General features: G+C 29.4%; 19 protein-coding genes. 6 read left to right on the top strand and 13 right to left on the bottom strand.

All coding sequences use genetic code 11. The annotated features are described in order from the left end of the window. A partial coding sequence (locus GQ540_RS04325; RefSeq protein WP_291797882.1) for an acyl-CoA carboxylase subunit beta occupies positions 1 to 1,112 on the bottom strand: 1,112 nt, incomplete at its 3' end. A gap of 143 nt (positions 1,113 to 1,255) precedes the next feature. Between GQ540_RS04325 and GQ540_RS04330 the strand changes: the two genes are divergently transcribed. The 3 genes from GQ540_RS04330 to GQ540_RS04340 are packed head-to-tail and all read left to right on the top strand — an operon-like array spanning position 1,256 to position 2,954. Beyond that, the gene (locus GQ540_RS04330; protein WP_291797884.1) at positions 1,256 to 1,786 is read left to right on the top strand and encodes an NADPH-dependent FMN reductase; all 531 of its coding nucleotides are present in this window, start codon (positions 1,256 to 1,258) and stop codon (positions 1,784 to 1,786) included. Between the two features lies 1 nt (position 1,787). Next, entirely contained in the window at positions 1,788 to 2,225 is a 438-nt protein-coding gene (locus GQ540_RS04335; protein WP_291797888.1) for a MarR family transcriptional regulator, read from the top strand. Between the two features lie 3 nt (positions 2,226 to 2,228). Then, the gene (locus GQ540_RS04340) at positions 2,229 to 2,954 is read left to right on the top strand and encodes a pirin family protein (RefSeq protein WP_291797891.1); all 726 of its coding nucleotides are present in this window, start codon (positions 2,229 to 2,231) and stop codon (positions 2,952 to 2,954) included. Here GQ540_RS04340 and GQ540_RS04345 read toward each other — a convergent pair. Continuing rightward, positions 2,951 to 4,195 carry a M14 family metallopeptidase gene (locus GQ540_RS04345; RefSeq protein ID WP_291797894.1) on the bottom strand — a complete coding sequence of 415 codons (1,245 nt, stop codon included), beginning with the start codon at positions 4,193 to 4,195 and terminating at the stop codon, positions 2,951 to 2,953. The genes GQ540_RS04340 and GQ540_RS04345 overlap by 4 nt on opposite strands. 196 nt (positions 4,196 to 4,391) lie before the next feature. On the opposite strand from GQ540_RS04345, the gene GQ540_RS04350 reads away from it, so the two are divergent. Next, complete coding sequence (locus GQ540_RS04350; protein ID WP_291797897.1) at positions 4,392 to 4,568, top strand: CAL67264 family membrane protein; 177 nt, start codon at positions 4,392 to 4,394, stop codon at positions 4,566 to 4,568. A 53-nt stretch (positions 4,569 to 4,621) separates the two neighbouring features. Continuing rightward, complete coding sequence (ettA, locus tag GQ540_RS04355) at positions 4,622 to 6,313, top strand: energy-dependent translational throttle protein EttA (protein ID WP_291797900.1); 1,692 nt, start codon at positions 4,622 to 4,624, stop codon at positions 6,311 to 6,313. Positions 6,314 to 6,355: 42 nt separating this feature from the next. Here the strand turns inward: ettA and GQ540_RS04360 are convergent, their stop codons facing one another. The 9 genes from GQ540_RS04360 to GQ540_RS04400 form a co-directional block, all read right to left on the bottom strand. Beyond that, positions 6,356 to 6,670 carry a DUF6122 family protein gene (locus GQ540_RS04360; RefSeq protein WP_367205921.1) on the bottom strand — a complete coding sequence of 105 codons (315 nt, stop codon included), beginning with the start codon at positions 6,668 to 6,670 and terminating at the stop codon, positions 6,356 to 6,358. A 2-nt stretch (positions 6,671 to 6,672) separates the two neighbouring features. Continuing rightward, positions 6,673 to 7,287: a WbqC family protein gene (locus tag GQ540_RS04365; protein WP_291797903.1), complete on the bottom strand. Its 615-nt coding sequence runs from the start codon at positions 7,285 to 7,287 to the stop codon at positions 6,673 to 6,675. A 3-nt stretch (positions 7,288 to 7,290) separates the two neighbouring features. Then, positions 7,291 to 8,832: a signal peptidase I gene (gene lepB / locus GQ540_RS04370; protein ID WP_291797906.1), complete on the bottom strand. Its 1,542-nt coding sequence runs from the start codon at positions 8,830 to 8,832 to the stop codon at positions 7,291 to 7,293. A gap of 19 nt (positions 8,833 to 8,851) precedes the next feature. Next, positions 8,852 to 9,556, bottom strand: coding sequence for a 4-hydroxy-tetrahydrodipicolinate reductase (dapB, locus tag GQ540_RS04375; RefSeq protein WP_291797909.1), 705 nt, complete (start codon positions 9,554 to 9,556; stop codon positions 8,852 to 8,854). 8 nt (positions 9,557 to 9,564) lie between these two features. Next, positions 9,565 to 10,143 carry a DUF5683 domain-containing protein gene (locus GQ540_RS04380; protein ID WP_291797912.1) on the bottom strand — a complete coding sequence of 193 codons (579 nt, stop codon included), beginning with the start codon at positions 10,141 to 10,143 and terminating at the stop codon, positions 9,565 to 9,567. Next, positions 10,143 to 11,042, bottom strand: a complete 900-nt coding sequence (locus GQ540_RS04385) for a ParB/RepB/Spo0J family partition protein (RefSeq protein WP_291797913.1) — start codon at positions 11,040 to 11,042, stop codon at positions 10,143 to 10,145. Before GQ540_RS04385 ends, GQ540_RS04380 begins: the two co-directional genes overlap by 1 nt. Then, positions 11,026 to 11,808 (bottom strand): ParA family protein, encoded by a 783-nt coding sequence (locus GQ540_RS04390; RefSeq protein ID WP_291797916.1) that lies wholly within the window; start codon positions 11,806 to 11,808, stop codon positions 11,026 to 11,028. Before GQ540_RS04390 ends, GQ540_RS04385 begins: the two co-directional genes overlap by 17 nt. Before the next feature lie 124 nt (positions 11,809 to 11,932). Beyond that, positions 11,933 to 13,390: an aminoacyl-histidine dipeptidase gene (locus GQ540_RS04395; RefSeq protein ID WP_291797919.1), complete on the bottom strand. Its 1,458-nt coding sequence runs from the start codon at positions 13,388 to 13,390 to the stop codon at positions 11,933 to 11,935. A gap of 16 nt (positions 13,391 to 13,406) precedes the next feature. Next, entirely contained in the window at positions 13,407 to 14,039 is a 633-nt protein-coding gene (locus GQ540_RS04400; protein WP_291797922.1) for an NAD(P)H-dependent oxidoreductase, read from the bottom strand. Between the two features lie 98 nt (positions 14,040 to 14,137). On the opposite strand from GQ540_RS04400, the gene GQ540_RS04405 reads away from it, so the two are divergent. After that, the gene (locus tag GQ540_RS04405; protein WP_291797925.1) at positions 14,138 to 15,427 is read left to right on the top strand and encodes a DUF2851 family protein; all 1,290 of its coding nucleotides are present in this window, start codon (positions 14,138 to 14,140) and stop codon (positions 15,425 to 15,427) included. A 2-nt stretch (positions 15,428 to 15,429) separates the two neighbouring features. On the opposite strand, the gene GQ540_RS04410 is transcribed toward GQ540_RS04405, so the two are convergent. Next, complete coding sequence (locus GQ540_RS04410) at positions 15,430 to 15,849, bottom strand: hypothetical protein (RefSeq protein ID WP_291797927.1); 420 nt, start codon at positions 15,847 to 15,849, stop codon at positions 15,430 to 15,432. A gap of 153 nt (positions 15,850 to 16,002) precedes the next feature. Further along, positions 16,003 to 17,796 (bottom strand): acyl-CoA dehydrogenase family protein, encoded by a 1,794-nt coding sequence (locus GQ540_RS04415; RefSeq protein WP_291797930.1) that lies wholly within the window; start codon positions 17,794 to 17,796, stop codon positions 16,003 to 16,005. Positions 17,797 to 17,817: the final 21 nt, after the last annotated feature.

A 17,817-nucleotide genomic window follows, 5' to 3' on the forward strand; every position in this document is an offset into this window, starting at 1 on the left:
TGATTACAATTAGCTATAAATCGAGTTGCTTTATCTGCTGAATCTGAATAGATTACACCGCCAAATTGCATTTCTTTTTTTGCATTTTTAACAACTTTGCGTTGGTTCGCAACAATTCCTACAGCCCAACCATCTATGCGTGCATATCCACAAATAATTGTTTTTCCGTAGTCTTTTTTATATTCTTCAATTTCAGAATTATCAACTATTCGTTTTATAATTTCGTGCATATCATATTGCTCACTTCTAGAAGAGGGTAATATCCCAAAAATATCTTCAGGGTTTTCAGTTGGCTTTTCAGCTTTAATTCTGTTAAAACCAGCTTTATCAAAATCACCAATTTTATCAACTATATTTCTAATTTTATCCAACGCATCATAATCGTCTTTTGCTTTGTAATCTGTAACCCCACTTACCTCACAATGTGTAGTTGCACCGCCTAAAGTTTCATTATCAATACTTTCTCCAATTGCTGCTTTTACTAAATAGCTTCCTGCTAAAAAAATACTTCCTGTTTTATCAACAATCATCGCTTCATCACTCATAATTGGTAAGTAAGCTCCGCCAGCAACACAACTTCCCATAACCGCAGCAATTTGAGTAATTCCCATACTACTCATAATAGCATTGTTTCTGAAAATTCGTCCAAAATGTTCTTTGTCAGGGAAAATTTCATCTTGCATTGGTAAATAAACACCAGCGCTATCTACTAAATAAATTATTGGTAATTTGTTTTCTATAGCAATTTCTTGAGCACGTAAATTCTTTTTCCCAGTAATTGGAAACCAAGCTCCGGCTTTTACAGTAGCATCATTTGCAACAACAACACATTGTTTTCCTTTTATATATCCAATTTTAACAACGACACCGCCAGAAGGACAGCCTCCATGTTCTTTATACATATCATCACCTGCAAATGCGGCTATTTCTAATGCTTCACTATTTTTATCTAGTAAATAAGTAATTCGTTCTCTAGCAGTTAGTTTTCCTTTTGCTTTGTGTTTTTCTATATTTTTAGTTCCTCCACCTTTATAAATTTTTAAAAGTTTCTTTTTAAGATTACTAGAGAGTAGCTTATTAAAATCTTCGTTTTTATTGAAGTTGATATCCATTATTTTTCGTGGTTTACTGAATGCTAAAGTACAAAATGAATGTTAAATTCTGTTAAATAATTACCGTAGTAATAAATACCTAGGTAAATAAAATATATTTTATGTATATTTGTACTATAAATTAAATAATCTAAACTAAAAAAATGAAAAATATTATAACAATTGGAGGTAGTAATAGTAAAAATTCTATCAATAAAATATTGGCTGAATACACGGGGAGTTTGTTAAATAATGTTCAATTAAGTAAAATTGATTTAAATGATTTTGAATTGCCTTTATTTTCTGTTGATGTTGAAAATGAACAAGGTTTTTCAGAAGGTTTAAAAAAATTAAATACAATTATTGATGAAGCTGATGGATTTATAATTTCTTTGGCTGAACATAATGGTGCTTATTCTGTAGCATTTAAAAATGCATTTGATTGGTTGTCTAGAATTGAAGGAAAAGTTTGGAGAGATAAACCAATGTTACTGCTAGCAACCTCACCAGGAGAACGAGGAGGTGAAACAGCACTTAACATAGCATTAGGAAGATTTCCATATATGGGTGGAAATATTATTGGAAGTATGTCATTTCCTTCATTTTTTGAAAATTTTAAAGAAGATGAGATAACAAATGCGGAACTTAAAGCAACACATTTAAAACTGGTTAATAAATTTCAAAACGCCATATAGTATGGGAGATATTGCGAAAGATATAAATTCAAAGTTTTCAAATGAATGGATAAAAGCTTTAATTAATATAAAATATACAGCAAATTGGTTAGATACTATTGGAAGCGAAGTTTTAAAACCTTACCAAATATCAATTCAGCAGTATAATATTTTAAGAATTTTACGAGGTGCTGAAAAAGCTATTACTGTAAATTCTGTTAAAGACAGAATGATTCAAAAGTCGCCTAATTCTACACGATTAATGGATAAATTGTGTGATAAAGGATTTATTGAAAGAGCGCGATGTGAAAATGATAGAAGAGTAGTTTATGTTGAAATTTCAGATAAAGGATTAAAATTATTATCAAAAATTAATATTGAAGAATTTGATAGTCATCTAAAATCTATAACTGAAGAAGAAGCAAAAATACTCAACAAAATTTTAGATAAAATTAGATAAGCAATGAAAAAAATAATACAAAGAGCCAATGAAAGAGGAACTGCAAATCACGGGTGGTTAAAGGCGAACTTTTCGTTTAGTTTTGCAAATTATTACAATCCAGATAAATTAAATTTTGGAGCATTAAGAGTTTTAAATGATGATACTATTGAGCCAGCAATGGGTTTTGGAAAGCATCCACATGATAATATGGAAATTATTACCATTCCGTTAGAAGGCGCTTTAAAACATAGAGATTCTATGAGTGATACTTGGCTTACTTTAGAAACAGGTGAAGTTCAAATTATGTCGGCTGGAAGCGGTTTAATGCATTCTGAAATGAATAACTCAACTACAGAACATTTAAATTTGTTTCAAATATGGATAGTACCAAATAAGAATGAAGTAACGCCACGTTACGATCAAAAAAGGTTTGATGCATCAGCCAGAAAAAACATATTACAAGTGTTAGTTTCTTCAATTGATAAGAATGAATCTACAGAGAGTCTAAAAATACATCAAGATGCTCAAATTTCAAGAATAGATTTAAGTGAGAATGCGGAATTTAATTATCAAATAAAATCGGAAAATCATGGAGTTTTTGTAATGGTTATTAGTGGTGAAATTACAATTGATAATGAAGTTTTAATAAAACGTGATACTGTTGAAATTTCACAAACTAAAACTATAAACTTCAAAGCTAAAAAGAACTCGGAACTTATTTTCATTGAAGTCCCAATGTTATTTTAATCTCTTTTATTTAAGATTTTCATCATTTCAATAGCGGCCACTTTTCCTTTTTCTTTTACAAAATCTCTTGGTGTTTCATCACCTATTTCGTAAGTAATTGCAGTCGCATTAAAAGTTCTTAAAAACCAACCTTTTGAAACAGGTTGCGTACTGTCGTCTCTAATTTCATTAGGTTTATAATTAGGGAAAGTTGTATCAATTGCACCAAACCAATCATCATAAAAATTTGGAATTGTTGTTCCTTCAATAGTATGACTTGTATAATATAAATCTTCTTGAGTTGAATGAAAATCAATTCCTAAAATAATTTTTCCTTTAGATGTTTTAGCGGCTTTTACAATAGCTTTTGTAACAGCTTTCACTTCTGGCTGTTTATAAAATCCCCAATCTCTATTTAAGTCTATTCCGTTTGCATTGTGCCTCCAATGTCCTAAATCTACACCATCAGGATTTACAATTGGAAATACTAAAACTCTATACTTTAAAAAAAAGGCTTTTGATTCTTCGGTGTTCATTAACATTGTTTCTAAAAAACTTTGAAATGCCATAAAGCCAGATATTTCTGGAGGATGTTGGCGAGAAAGTAACACTATAATTTCCTTATTTTTAGAATCTCCAATATATAAATCTAACATAGGAATTGGTTTTTTTAAAACAGATTTCCCAATAGTTTTATAATGAATCAAGTTTGTGTTTGAATTTATGAGTTCTGAATACCAATTTTTAGTATCGGTTGAAGTAATAATTTCTTGTGCAGCAACTGTTAAAGGCTTTTTAGTTAATGTTAATTTAATAGTATTAATGGAATCTAATAAAAATACATTTTCAGTTGAAATGGGTTTCCATTCAGTTGTTGAAGTTTTTAATTTTGGAATATATCTATGCTCATAATCTTTAGGATATTTAAACTGAACATACATGTTTTTACTAGTTTCAGCCCAAATTTTAAAAGCATAATGTGCGCTATTATTTATAGGTGCATTTTCAGGATAAATTGAAACTGCAATTATTGTATCATTTATTTTTTCAACATTATTTAAACGAGCACCATCAAATTTATTAGACAATTTAATACCTATAGTTTCTAAGTTATAATCTTTTTTAGGTTGAGTAAATATCTTTTTATTACTAGTATCAAAAGGCTTTTCAACAATTACCGGTTTAACAATAGAACAATTTGTAAATAAAAAGCTTAAAAATAAAAAAGAAATAAACTTTAAGGTTGATTTGGATATATTCATTTTAAAATAGATGTGAAGTTGATTTATATGCAATATAATTAAATTTAATTTTAAAATGTACTAATGATTTATACATTCTAATTAATAGTTGTTGAAAATTTGATTTAAAATTATCTTAATAAATCTGTTTTTGGGGTTTTCATTTTATATTTACGATATTTGCAATCAATTAATAAAATTGATAAAAATGAGTTTGATGAATAAAAATACGGTATTGGCTTGGGCAACAGCAGTTATGATAATAGTTGGCTTGGCATTAATTGCTCTTGGAGCATTTAGATATGATGATGTTGCTGGTTGGGGGTTTGCATCCGTAGGAATTGGGTTTTTTGCAATTGCCTGGGTATTTAACGCTTTAAAAGGTAGAGTATAATTAAATTTTAGGTTTCTAAATCAACTAAATAATAAAAAAATATATAATTAACAATGGCTGACGATAAGAAAGTTATTTTTTCAATGTCTGGTGTAAGTAAAACATACCAAGACGCAAATAAACAGGTTTTAAAAAATATTTATTTAAGCTTCTTTTATGGAGCTAAAATTGGAATTTTAGGGTTAAACGGTTCGGGAAAATCAACCTTACTTAAAATTATTGCAGGTCTAGAGAAAAATTATCAAGGAGATGTGGTTTTTTCACCAGGCTATTCTGTTGGATATTTATCTCAAGAGCCTCAATTAGATGAAACTAAAACTGTTTTAGATATTGTAAAAGAAGGTGTTGCTGAAACAGTAGCAATTTTAGATGAGTATAATAAAATTAACGACATGTTTGGCTTGGAAGAAGTATATTCTGATGCTGATAAAATGGATAAGTTAATGGCTCAGCAAGCAGTGCTTCAAGATAAAATTGATGCTGCAAATGCTTGGGAGTTAGATACAAAACTTGAAATAGCAATGGATGCTTTACGTACTCCTGAAGGTGATACGCCAATTAAAAACCTTTCAGGTGGTGAACGTAGAAGAGTAGCGTTGTGTAGATTGTTATTACAAGAACCAGATGTATTATTATTAGATGAACCTACAAACCATTTAGATGCTGAGTCTGTACATTGGTTAGAACATCATTTACAACAATATAGTGGAACTGTAATTGCAGTAACTCACGATAGATACTTTTTAGATAATGTTGCTGGTTGGATTTTAGAATTGGATAGGGGTGAAGGTATTCCTTGGAAAGGAAATTACTCATCTTGGTTAGATCAAAAATCAAAACGTTTAGCACAAGAATCTAAAACAGCATCTAAACGTCAAAAAACGTTAGAACGAGAGTTAGAATGGGTGAGAATGGCGCCAAAAGGTCGTCATGCAAAATCCAAAGCTCGTTTGGCTAATTATGATAAATTAATGAACCAGGATCAAAATAAGTTGGATGAAAAATTAGAAATCTACATTCCAAATGGTCCTCGTTTAGGAAATAATGTAATTGAAGCTAGTGGTGTTTCTAAAGCATTTGGTGATAAATTATTGTATGAAGATTTAAATTTTAATTTACCACAAGCAGGAATTGTTGGAATTATTGGTCCAAACGGAGCGGGTAAAACCACAATTTTTAGAATGATAATGGGAGAGGAAACTCCAGATAAAGGAGAATTCAAAGTTGGTGATACAGCTAAAATAGCCTACGTAGATCAAAGCCATTCAAATATTGATGCAGAGAAAACTATTTGGCAAAATTTTGCAGATGAACAAGAACTGATTTTAATGGGTGGAAAGCAAGTGAATTCTAGAGCTTATTTAAGTCGATTTAATTTCTCAGGAAGTGAACAGAATAAAAAAGTGAGTGCACTTTCAGGTGGTGAACGTAACCGTTTGCATTTAGCAATGACTTTACGTGAAGAAGGAAACGTTTTGTTATTAGATGAGCCAACAAATGATTTGGATGTAAATACGTTGCGTGCATTGGAAGAAGGTTTAGAAAATTTTGCTGGTTGTGCAGTTGTTATTAGTCACGATAGATGGTTTTTGGACAGAATTTGTACACATATATTGGCTTTTGAAGGAGATTCACAAGTATATTTCTTTGAAGGTTCTTTCTCTGATTATGAAGAAAATAAAAAAGCTAGACTTGGTGGTGATTTAATGCCGAAACGTATTAAATACAAAAAGCTGATTAGATAAATAATTAATATGAATTAACTCTCAATGAAAATTGGGAGTTTTTTATATCCATAAGCAATCAGCCGCATCAGTAATTATATGAAATAATAATCCAATAGCTATAATTCTTGTTTTTGGAAAAAACAGTAATCCAACATAAAGAAGTATAGCATAATAGGAGTGAAGTGGATGATAGTTGATACTGCATCGTGTTGCATCGAAAATTGGATTTGCAATTAAATGATCTAAATCAATTAGCATTGTTAGTATAAAAACTAACCATACTTTTTCCCAATTATTTTTGAAAAATAGATAAGCAATAATTCCAGGAACAACAAAATGCATTCCGTAATGTGTTATAAATCTTAAAGTTTCCAAAATTATAAGTTAACAGTTTGACTTTCCAAATAATTTAAAGCATTTGGACCTTCCATAAATAATAAATCTAAGATGCTTAAATTTGAAATAAACCCATGATTTTGTTCAAAAACCTGAATATATCTATTAAAGTTAAATTCATTATTAGACTTGGCTATTACTAAATTTCGTGCATCTAAAAAATCGACTTCTTTATGATATTCTGTAGTTTTTGAAGTTGAAATTTCTAATTGTAAAGCATCCATCATAAATTCATGGCACTTCAAATTTAAGTCTACTAAAAATAGATTTCTTTTTTCAAAAATAGGCAATAAATCATCTATATAAAATTCAAAAAAAGGAGAAGAACTGTAAGCTGTTTGCAATGTTTTTACATGCAGTTTATGCCAATCATCTTTATAATCTATTTTAGTGTCTTTACTTTTTTGTTTAACGCCTTTATTATGTTGTACTGGAACATTTAATAAATGTTTACCATTGGCAGTAGAAATATAACAGCGATTTCTATAGGTTTGTTTTTGATAATTATCTTCTACTTCAAAAACAATTTCTTTAGATTTTGCAATTGCAACGTATTGAATTATTGGTGAAAAATATGTTGGTTGTATTAAAGTCAAACGTTATTCTAATTTTTTACGTTTTCTATAAGAGCTAAATCCAAACCAAATTACAAGTGCTCCTAAAAAATAGTACAAGTACGAAACAGGTTTTCCGCTACCGTGAACAGTTGTAAAAACACGTTCCCATCTAATTTTTTCAGCCAAACCTTTACCGTTACTATTCCAACTAAACCATATAAATACTGGTTTACCAACTACATGGTCAAAAGGTACATAACCCCAAAAACGAGCATCTTCAGAGTTGTGGCGGTTGTCACCCATCATCCAATAATAATTTTGTTTAAAGGTGTATGAAGTAGCTAATTTACCATTAATGTAAATTTCATCACCATTTACTGTAACATTATTTTTTTCGTATTCTCCAATAATTCTTTTATATAAAGGTATTGATGCAGCATTTAATTCAACAGTTTTACCTTCTTCAGGAATATAAATGGGTCCAAAATTATCTCTAGACCAAGCGTATTGTTCGCTATGTGGAAAAACAGATGAATCATAATTCCCTTTAGGGAAAATATCTTTCACAACACTTTTAACATATGGATTGTTTTTAAGTTTTTTAGCATTTGCATCGGTCAGATTTACAGTATATATTCCATTATTACCACCACCTAATTCTGTAGAACCATATCTTGTAATTAAACTATTAGGGTTGAAACCTTCTTTAGCAGTTACAGTATTAAAATATTGTGGTTTTGCTCTGTCAGGTAGTTGTGTTCTATCACCATTAATATAAATATAACCATCTTTAATTTCTAATGAATCTCCAGGAATACCAACACAGCGTTTTACGTAATTAGATTTTTTATCAATTGGTTTATCTATATGAATACGTGATTGATCTCTAAAAAACCGAACGGTATCTGTAGGCCAGTTAAAAACTACAATTTCATTCCTTTTAATATTTTCAAACCCAGGAATTCTAAAATAAGGAAGTTGAGGTTTTTTCAAGTAAGATTTTGTACCAACAAATGGCAAAGAATCATGTACCATTGGTGCTGCAATAGTGGTCATAGGTGCTCTTGCTCCGTAATGAAATTTACTTACAAATAAGAAATCACCTACTAATAATGATTTTTCTAATGATGAAGTTGGAATGGTGTATGGTTGCATAAAATAAGTATGAACCAGTGTAGCAGCAACAATTGCAAAAACAATTGAACTTACCCATTCACCAAGTTCAGTTCTAGATTGTAAACTTCTATCTTCAATATAGTTAGCATCACTTAAATAATTTATGTAATACGTATAAAAACCTAATGTGAGTACTGCTAAAAAAGAATCAATTGTTGAATTTTTACCAAAGCTTCTAATCGTTTCAATCCAAATAACAGGGAACATTAGTAAATTAATGATGGGAATAAATAATAAAATAACCCACCAAGTAGGTCGGTTTATTATTTTCATAAGTACAATTGCATTATAAATAGGAACTATTGCTTCCCATGATTTTCTACCTGCTTTTACATATAGTTTCCAAGTTCCTATAAAATGAACTACTTGAATTATCAGAAAAAATAAAAACCATTGAAACATTGTCATAATTTGTAATTTTTTAATATTATTTAATACCTAAAACGTCTTTCATTGTAAAAACACCCTTTTTATTAACTAGCCATTCTGCAGCAATTACAGCTCCTAATGCAAAGCCATTTCTATTGTGAGCAGTATGCTTAATATCAACAGTGTCAACTTCAGATTTATATTCAATTGAATGTGTTCCTGGTACATCAGAAATACGTTTTGCTACTATAGGTATTTCGGTATCGCTTTTTGTTACATTTAGCGCCCAATTATTTTTTGAAGTATGTTCTATAATTCCTTCAGCCAGTGTAATTGCAGTTCCACTAGGTTCATCTAGTTTTTTTGTATGATGAATTTCTTCCATTGAAATTTGATACTGACTTAAGTTTTTCATCATTTTAGCTAAATACTCATTTAATTCAAAAAAGATGTTTACTCCTAAACTAAAATTTGATGCATATATAAAACCACCATCTTTATCATTGCAAATTTTCTTAGCATCTTCAAATTTATTTAACCATCCAGTAGTTCCACTTACTACAGGAACATTGTTATTTAAACAAGTTGAAATATTTCTAAATGCTACGGATGGGATACTAAAATCAATGGCTATGTCTGCTAGAGTTATATCGTAATTTTTGGTGTTTTCATCAACTTTTAACACAATTTCATGTCCCTTTTGTAACGCAATTTGTTCAATTGTTTTACCCATTCTACCATAACCTAAGAGTGCTATTTTCATGTGTATTTTTAAAATTTAAAATTAAGTTGCGCTCCAACAATTGTTCTGTTATTTGTTGTGTTTTTAATTAATTTAGGACTTATGGTTAAACTATTATCAACATTATGTTGTAATAAATGCGCATTAGTACTAGCTTCAATTATTTGTAAAACATATAAGCCAGCGGTTACTAGTAAAGATAAATCTCTATCTTTTTTATAACCTTTTTGAGCTGATATTAAAGCAGCTTCAGATAAAAATATATTTCCATTTAAACCGTCAAATTCATAAGGTTTTCCTGCTTTCATTAATTTAAAAGCTGTTCTAACTCTATTGTAATTTTTATTGTTTGTACTATAAAAATAAACTCCGGATCCTAGTGCTGCATATACAAAAGGAATTTTCCAATATTTTTTATTGTAAGCTTGCCCTAAGCCAGGTAATATTGCAGAGTAAAAAGCTGCTTTTGATGGCGAAAGAGGATCATAACCCAGTGAATTACCAAATACAGTATCTTTAATTTTTAACACTGCACTTTCTTGAGAGAAACTAGCATTTATAGTTAAATATGTAAGTAGTAAAAATGTATATAACTGTTTTTTAAACACTATTCTAATAATTTTTTAAGCCTATTAAAGTCTTCTTCAGAATGGAAAGGTATTATAATTTTACCTTTGTCTTTACCCGCTAATTTTATATCAATTTTATGACCAAAATATTCACTAAAACTTTTTAGACCTTTAGTAATAAATTTTGGAGTTTCAACAAGTTCAACAGGTTGTTTTTGCGCAGTTGATGTTCCTTCTTTAAGTGTTTTAACTAATTGCTCAGTTTCACGAACTGATAATTTTTGCTGAATTATTTTTTCGTAAATACTTAATTGTTCTTCAGTTTTTTCAATAGCTATTAATGCACGTCCATGTCCCATAGATAAGAAACCATCTCGCATACCTGTTTGAATAATTGGATCTAATTTTAATAATCGTAAATAATTAGTAATTGTAGATCGTTTTTTTCCAACACGTTGACTCATTTTTTCTTGAGTTAAATCAATTTCATCAATTAAACGTTGATAAGAAAGTGCAACTTCAATTGGGTCTAAATCTTTACGTTGTATGTTTTCAACCAATGCCATTTCTAGCATTTCTTGGTCGTTTGCAATTCTTATGTATGCTGGTATTGTTGTGTTTCCAATTAATTTTGAAGCTCTAAATCTTCTTTCACCAGAAACTAGTTGAAATTTATTACCTGTTAATTTTCTAACAGTAATAGGTTGAATTACGCCTAATTCTTTAATTGAACTTGCTAGTTCATTCAATGCTTCTTCATTAAAGTAGCTTCTTGGTTGAAAAGGGTTTACATCAATTAAGCCTAATTCAATTTCAACAATACTACCAACAATTTTATCAGCATTTTTGTCATTTGCTGAATTTATTTCAGAACTTGAATCGTTTAATAAGGCAGATAATCCTCTTCCAAGTGCTTGTTTTCTAACTGCTTTTGCCATCCTTATTATGTTGTTTTAAAATTTCATTCGCTAAATTAAGATAATTTACAGCTCCTTTACTCGTGGCATCATAAGAAATAATGCTTTCACCAAAACTTGGAGCTTCACTTAAACGAACATTTCGTTGAATTATAGTTTTAAAAACCATATTTTGAAAATGCTTATTTACTTCTTCAACAACTTGGTTTGAAAGACGTAAACGAGAATCGTACATGGTTAATAATAAGCCTTCTATGTCTAATTCTGAATTGTGTATTTTTTGTACGCTTTTTATAGTATTTAATAATTTACCTAAACCTTCTAATGCAAAATATTCACATTGTATTGGTATAATTACTGAATCTGCTGCAACAAGTGCGTTTAATGTTATTAAACCTAGTGATGGTGCGCAATCAATTAAAATATAATCGTAATCATTTTTAATTTCTGCAAGTGCTTCTTTTAATTTGTATTCTCTTTTCTCTTTATCAACCAATTCAATTTCAATAGCAACTAAATCTATATGAGCAGGAATTATATCAACATTAGGTGAGTTTGTTGGTACTATTGCTTTTTTGGCTGAAATTGTATGTTCTAATAATTGGTAACTGCCATTTTCTACTTCTTCAACAATAATTCCAAGACCGGATGAAGCATTTGCTTGAGGGTCTGCATCAATTAGCAATACTTTTTTTTCTAACACACCTAAAGAGGCCGCTAAATTAATAGTTGTAGTAGTTTTACCTACTCCACCTTTTTGATTCGCAATTGCAATAATTTTTCCCATAAAAGAATATAGCGTTATATAAAGATGTAAAAATACAATTATTTATGGTTTTTAAAAGCTAATAATGTTAACAAAGAGATAAAAAGCAAAAGAGGTTGAAAATTTTCAACCTCTTTTGCTTTTGTTAGTTTTTAGAAGGAATATTTTCTAAAATTGTAAGTAAATATTTCCAAAATTTTTGAGCTGATTTAATATTTGCTCTTTCATCGGGTGAATGGGCGCCTTGTATTGTTGGTCCAAATGAAATCATATCCATATCTGGATAATTTGTTCCTAAAATACCACATTCTAAACCTGCGTGGCAAGCAACAACATCAGCTTTACTTTCAAATAATTTTTCGTAAGTTTCAGTTAAAACGTTTAATATTTGAGAATTTACGTTAGGTTTCCATCCAGGATATGAACCTGAAAGTGTAACTTGGTAACCTCCTAATTCAAAAGCGGCTTTTAAAGTATTTGCTAAATCAGATTTTGAAGTTTCAACAGATGATCTTGTTAAACATAAAATGGTTATTTCTTCATCTTTAACAATTACACGAGCAACGTTATTTGAAGTTTCAACCAAGTCTTCCATATCATTACTCATTTTAAACACGCCGTTGTGTGCTGCGTAAATTGTATTAAGTAATGTAATTTGACTTATAGTTGTCATTACTTTTTTTGGAACTGTAGTTTCTGTAATTGCAATATCTAAATCAGCTTCAACAGCTTTAAAATCATTTTTTATATCATTAATTATTGAAGTCACTTTCTTTAAAAAAGTATCTTTTTTAGCTTTATAAACTGATATAGTTGCAAAACTTTCTCTAGGAATAGCATTTCTAAGGCTTCCTCCGTTTATTTCTGAAACTCTAATAATTTCTTGAGTTTTGTATAATAAACGATTCATAATTTTATTGGCATTTCCAAGTCCTTTATGAATATCCATTCCTGAATGTCCTCCATTTAAACCAGTTATAGCAATTGAATAACCAATACTATTTGAAGGTGTATGAACTTCATGATATACGTTTTTAGCTGTAATATCAATTCCACCGGCGCAACCAATATCAATTTCATCATCTTCTTCAGTATCTAAATTCAATAATATTTCTCCATCTAAATAACCAGCTTGTAATCCCATAGCGCCTGTCATTCCAGTTTCCTCATCAATAGTAAATAATGCTTCAACAGCGGGGTGTTTTATTTCTTTTGAAGCCAAAACACTCATAATTGCAGCAACACCTAAACCATTATCAGCTCCAAGAGTTGTTCCTTCAGCTTTAACCCAGCCATCTACCACTTTCATTTTAATACCTTCAGTATCGAAATTAAAAATAGTATCTGAATTTTTTTGATGTACCATATCTAAATGCGATTGCATTACAATGGTTTTACGACTTTCCATACCTTTTGAGGCAGGTTTTTTAATAATTACGTTTCCAACGTGATCAACAACTGTTTCTAGGTTTAGTTTTTTTCCAAAATCAACCATGAATTGAATCACTTTTTCTTCTTTTTTTGAACCTCTAGGAACTGCATTTAAATCTGCAAAATTATTCCAAAGTGTAGTTGGTTCAAGTAGTCTTATATCTTTATTCATTTCTTAATTGTTTTAATTATTGTATTTCTAGTACGCTTTCACTTAAAGGTTTTCTTACTTTTTTTAACCCATTCATTACATCGTCTTCGGCTCTAAAACCGACAGGAAGCAATAATACGGATTTTAAATTTAAAGCATTTAAATTTAATAATTCATCAACTTTTTCAGGTATAAAACCTTCCATTGGGCAAGCATCAATTTTTTCAACAGCACAAACGGTCATTAAGTTTCCTAATGTTATATATGCTTGATGTTTAGCAGAAAGTTGAATTTCTTCATTAGATTTGTTTTTGTACATTCCAATTAGTTGATCTCTAAATGTTGAAACAACTTCTTCAGAGGTTCCCCTAGTTTTAATTTCTAAATCAAAATATGCTTTAATATCATTAGTAGTTGTATTGTTTTCAATACATAAAACTAATAAGTGGGAGGCATCTGCAACTTGACGTTGATAATACGAAGCTTCTACAAATTTTTCTTGAAGTTCTTTATTTTGAATAACAATTAACTTAAGTGGTTGTAAACCAAACGAAGTAGCTGTTAAATTAAATGCTTTTTTTAGAGTTTCAATTTGCTGATTTGAAAGTTTTTTTGAAGGATCAAATTTTTTAGTAGCATATCTCCATTCTAAACTGTTAAGTATGTTCATTTTATAAAATTGTTTGCTCACAAAAATAATTTAAAAATACTAAAAACCGAGTAATTTTAGTGTTCAATTTTCATAACTAAAAGTTAATTTTTACTTTTATGAAGTTAAAAACTGCTATGAAAGAAAACTTACTTCAATTTATTTGGAAACTTAAACTGTTTTCATCTAAAAAAATGCGTATCACTAAAGGTAAATCTATTGAAATTATTTCAGTTGGAACTGAAAATTTGAATTCTGGTCCCGATTTTTTAAATGCTAAAATTAGAATTAACAATCAACTTTGGGCTGGAAATGTTGAAATTCATATCAATTCATCAGATTGGTACGTACATAATCATGAAATAGATGAGCGTTATGATGCGGTTATTTTACATGTAGTTTGGGAACATGATATTGAAATTTTTAGGAAAGCAAATTTAGAAATTCCAACGTTAGAACTTAAAAATTATATTTCAAAAAATGTATTGTATAAGCACTCACAACTTTTTTCAAAAGCTAAAAAATGGATTTATTGTGAAAATGATGTTACCGCAGTAGATTCATTTATTGTAAATCATTGGTTAGATCGTTTATATTTTGATAGGTTAGAGCAAAAAGCTATCCAAATTAAACAACTTTTGGCAAAAACTAATAATAATTGGGAGGCTACTTTATTTGTTTTGTTAGCCAAAAGTTTTGGTTTAAAAATTAATGCAGATGCATTTATAAATTTTGCTAATTCGTTTGATTTTTCATTAGTTAGAAAAGTTTCATCAAACAAAGAACAATTAGAAGCATTGTTTTTTGGACAAGCAGGTTTATTATCAAATAATCATGAATCGGAACATTTTAGGAAATTAAGACAGGAATATGATTATTTAAAGTTGAAGTTTAAGTTAACTCCAATTTCAACAGGACAGGTTCAATTTTTTAGATTGCGCCCAAATAATTTTCCAACTATTCGTTTATCGCAATTGGCTTCTTTATATAATTTACACCAAAGTTTATTTTCAAAAATAATAGAACTGAATACCATTGAAGAGTTTTATGAGTTGTTTTCAGTTTCAACTTCAATTTTTTGGGAAACACATTATACGTTTAATAAAACATCTAAGCGTAGCATAAAAAAAATAACAAAACCATTTGTTGATTTGTTGTTGATTAATACAATTATTCCTTTGAAATTCATGTATTTAAAAAGCATGGGGAAAGATGATTTCAGCTCTGTAATTAAAATTATTGAGCAAATTAAACCAGAAAAAAACACTATAATTTCTAAGTTTAAAGAACTCAAAATTAATTCATCAAACGCACTTCAAACACAATCTTTATTACAACTAAAAAATGAATATTGTAATAAACAACGTTGTTTGCAATGTTCAATTGGTAAGGAATTACTTAAAAATTAAGTTTATGATTTGTTAGAATTATAAAAATCTTTTACCCAAGCAACCATTTGATTTTCGGTTAATAGTTTTGAATTAGAAACGCCTTTTAATTTTTTTGCTAATTGCATATTGTTTTTAATTTCTTTTTCAAAAATATTTTTCATTTTTGAAGGACCAAATAGCACCAATGAGTTGCAAGTTTCAACCTCTTTGAAAAGGTTTTTTATAAATTGATTGGTTTGCTCGAGCTTACGGTTTAGTTTATTTTTTTCATAAGTCAAATATTGACCTCCAAATCGGCCAAATTTTTTAGATTCTCCAGCTACACGTTCTCGAGTCTCAATGTTAGATTCAATAATTTTTACGTTGTGGTTATTATTGGAGAGTTTAATAATAACAGCTTGTTTAGTGTCAATCCAAATTCCAATATTTCTTTCCATCATTGGTAATTTTATGTTAAACAATTAGTATTAAGTGTGTTAAAAATTGATATTATAAAATTACGAAAAAAACTGCTAATTTTATTATGAAACTGAAAAAAGCTGTAACAATTTATGTCACAGCTTTTATAGTATAATTTAATTGATTGAATTTGTTTAGAAACAATAGCTAGTTTCAGCAATTACTTTTTCAGCAATAATTTTACGTAATGCTATTGGATTTGGATTGTTTACATATTTTGTAAAACGTTTTAAGCCCATAAGCATCATTCTTTGCTCATCTCCTTCAGAGAAGTAGAGTACAGCTTCTTTTCCAAAATTATTTATTTTTTCAATAGCATTATATAAATTTAACTTTGCCATTGCTACTTGAATTTCTCCTTCTTTTTCAGAACTTAAACTAACAACTTTTTCAGCTTTTAAAATTGCAGATTCAGCCATGTAAATTTCAATCATAACTTCTGAAGCTGCTAAAATTAATTGTTGGTGATTGTCTAAATCAGCTCCATAAGATTGTACCGCTTTTCCTGCAATCATTAAGAAAGCTTTTTTCAACTTTTCAATCATTGCTTTTTCTTCTGATAATAATTCAGAAAAATCTGGAGTATCAAATGATGGTATTCCCATTAAACTATTTCCAACTTCCATGGCAGGTGTAATTAAATCAATTTCACCTTTCATTGCTTTTTTAAGCAGCATTCCAACAGTTAAAAGTCTGTTTATTTCATTAGTTCCTTCATAAATTCTTGTGATACGAGCATCTCTCCAAGCACTTTCCATTGGTGTATCTTTAGAGAATCCCATTCCTCCAAATATTTGAATACCTTCATCAGAAACATATTGTGATACTTCAGAACCAAATACTTTTATAATAGCACATTCAATTGCATATTCACTAAAAGCAGTTAACTCAGCTTCTTGATGAGATTTACCATCAACCAATAAAGTATCAATCATATTTTGAATATCTTTTGCAGCTCTATAAGATCCAGCATCAAGTGCGAATGTTTTGGTGCTCATTTCAGCATATTTTTTCTGAATAGCTCCAAAATTTGAAATTGCTGTTTTAAATTGTTTACGCTCATTACCATATTTAACAGACTCGGTAATAATTCTTCTACTTGCATCTAAACAAGCTGCGCCCAATTTAATACGACCAACATTTAATGAGTTTAAAGCTATTTTAAAACCTTCACCTCGGCCAGCTAACATATTTTCAACAGGCACCAAAGTATCATTAAAAAATACTTGACGAGTTGAAGATGATGAAATACCAAGTTTGTGTTCTTCTTCACCTAATGTTACGCCGTTTGGATTGTTTTTATCAAATTCTAAAATAAATGCAGTGATATTTTTATCATTTTCTATACGCCCAAAAACGATGAAGATTTCAGCAAAACCTGCATTTGAAATCCACATTTTTTGTCCGTTAATTTTATAATGTTTACCATCAGCAGTTAATTCAGCAGTTGTTTTTCCTGAATTTGCATCACTACCAGCGCCAGGTTCAGTTAAACAATAAGCTCCAAATTTTTCACCTGAAGTTAGATAAGGTAAATATTTTAATTTTTGTTCTTTAGTACCGTATAAGAAAATTGGCATAGTTCCAATACCTGTGTGTGCACCAAAAGCAGTTCCTAGTGAACCTGTTGCAGCTGAGATGTAGTCTGTAACTAACATTGTTGAAACAAATCCCATTCCTATTCCACCATATTCTTCAGGAATTGAAACACCTAAAAATCCCATTTCACCAGCTTTACGCATTACCTCTTCAGTTAAAGCATAATCTTTATTTTCAAAACGTTCTTTTAAAGGCCAAACTTCACGGTCAATAAATTCAATAACCGCATCTTTCATCATTTTTTGTTCTTCATTGAACTCTTCAGTGATAAATATATCTTCAGCTTTAATTTCTTTAATTAGGAATTCTCCTCCTTTTATTGTTGCCATTTTAAGTACTATTTAGATTTT

This window comes from Lutibacter sp., from assembly GCF_013139515.1.
In the GTDB taxonomy this organism is placed as follows: domain Bacteria; phylum Bacteroidota; class Bacteroidia; order Flavobacteriales; family Flavobacteriaceae; genus Lutibacter.

Coding starts and splice junctions, on each gene's coding strand:
- GQ540_RS04330 (WP_291797884.1), top strand. CDS start 1,256: ATGAAAAATATTATAACAATTGGAGGTAGTAATAGTAAAAATTCTATC.
- GQ540_RS04335 (WP_291797888.1), top strand. CDS start 1,788: ATGGGAGATATTGCGAAAGATATAAATTCAAAGTTTTCAAATGAATGG.
- GQ540_RS04340 (WP_291797891.1), top strand. CDS start 2,229: ATGAAAAAAATAATACAAAGAGCCAATGAAAGAGGAACTGCAAATCAC.
- GQ540_RS04345 (WP_291797894.1), bottom strand. CDS start 4,195: ATGAATATATCCAAATCAACCTTAAAGTTTATTTCTTTTTTATTTTTA.
- GQ540_RS04350 (WP_291797897.1), top strand. CDS start 4,392: ATGAATAAAAATACGGTATTGGCTTGGGCAACAGCAGTTATGATAATA.
- ettA (WP_291797900.1), top strand. CDS start 4,622: ATGGCTGACGATAAGAAAGTTATTTTTTCAATGTCTGGTGTAAGTAAA.
- lepB (WP_291797906.1), bottom strand. CDS start 8,832: ATGACAATGTTTCAATGGTTTTTATTTTTTCTGATAATTCAAGTAGTT.
- dapB (WP_291797909.1), bottom strand. CDS start 9,556: ATGAAAATAGCACTCTTAGGTTATGGTAGAATGGGTAAAACAATTGAA.
- GQ540_RS04385 (WP_291797913.1), bottom strand. CDS start 11,042: ATGGCAAAAGCAGTTAGAAAACAAGCACTTGGAAGAGGATTATCTGCC.
- GQ540_RS04390 (WP_291797916.1), bottom strand. CDS start 11,808: ATGGGAAAAATTATTGCAATTGCGAATCAAAAAGGTGGAGTAGGTAAA.
- GQ540_RS04395 (WP_291797919.1), bottom strand. CDS start 13,390: ATGAATAAAGATATAAGACTACTTGAACCAACTACACTTTGGAATAAT.
- GQ540_RS04400 (WP_291797922.1), bottom strand. CDS start 14,039: ATGAACATACTTAACAGTTTAGAATGGAGATATGCTACTAAAAAATTT.
- GQ540_RS04405 (WP_291797925.1), top strand. CDS start 14,138: ATGAAGTTAAAAACTGCTATGAAAGAAAACTTACTTCAATTTATTTGG.
- GQ540_RS04410 (WP_291797927.1), bottom strand. CDS start 15,849: ATGATGGAAAGAAATATTGGAATTTGGATTGACACTAAACAAGCTGTT.
- GQ540_RS04415 (WP_291797930.1), bottom strand. CDS start 17,796: ATGGCAACAATAAAAGGAGGAGAATTCCTAATTAAAGAAATTAAAGCT.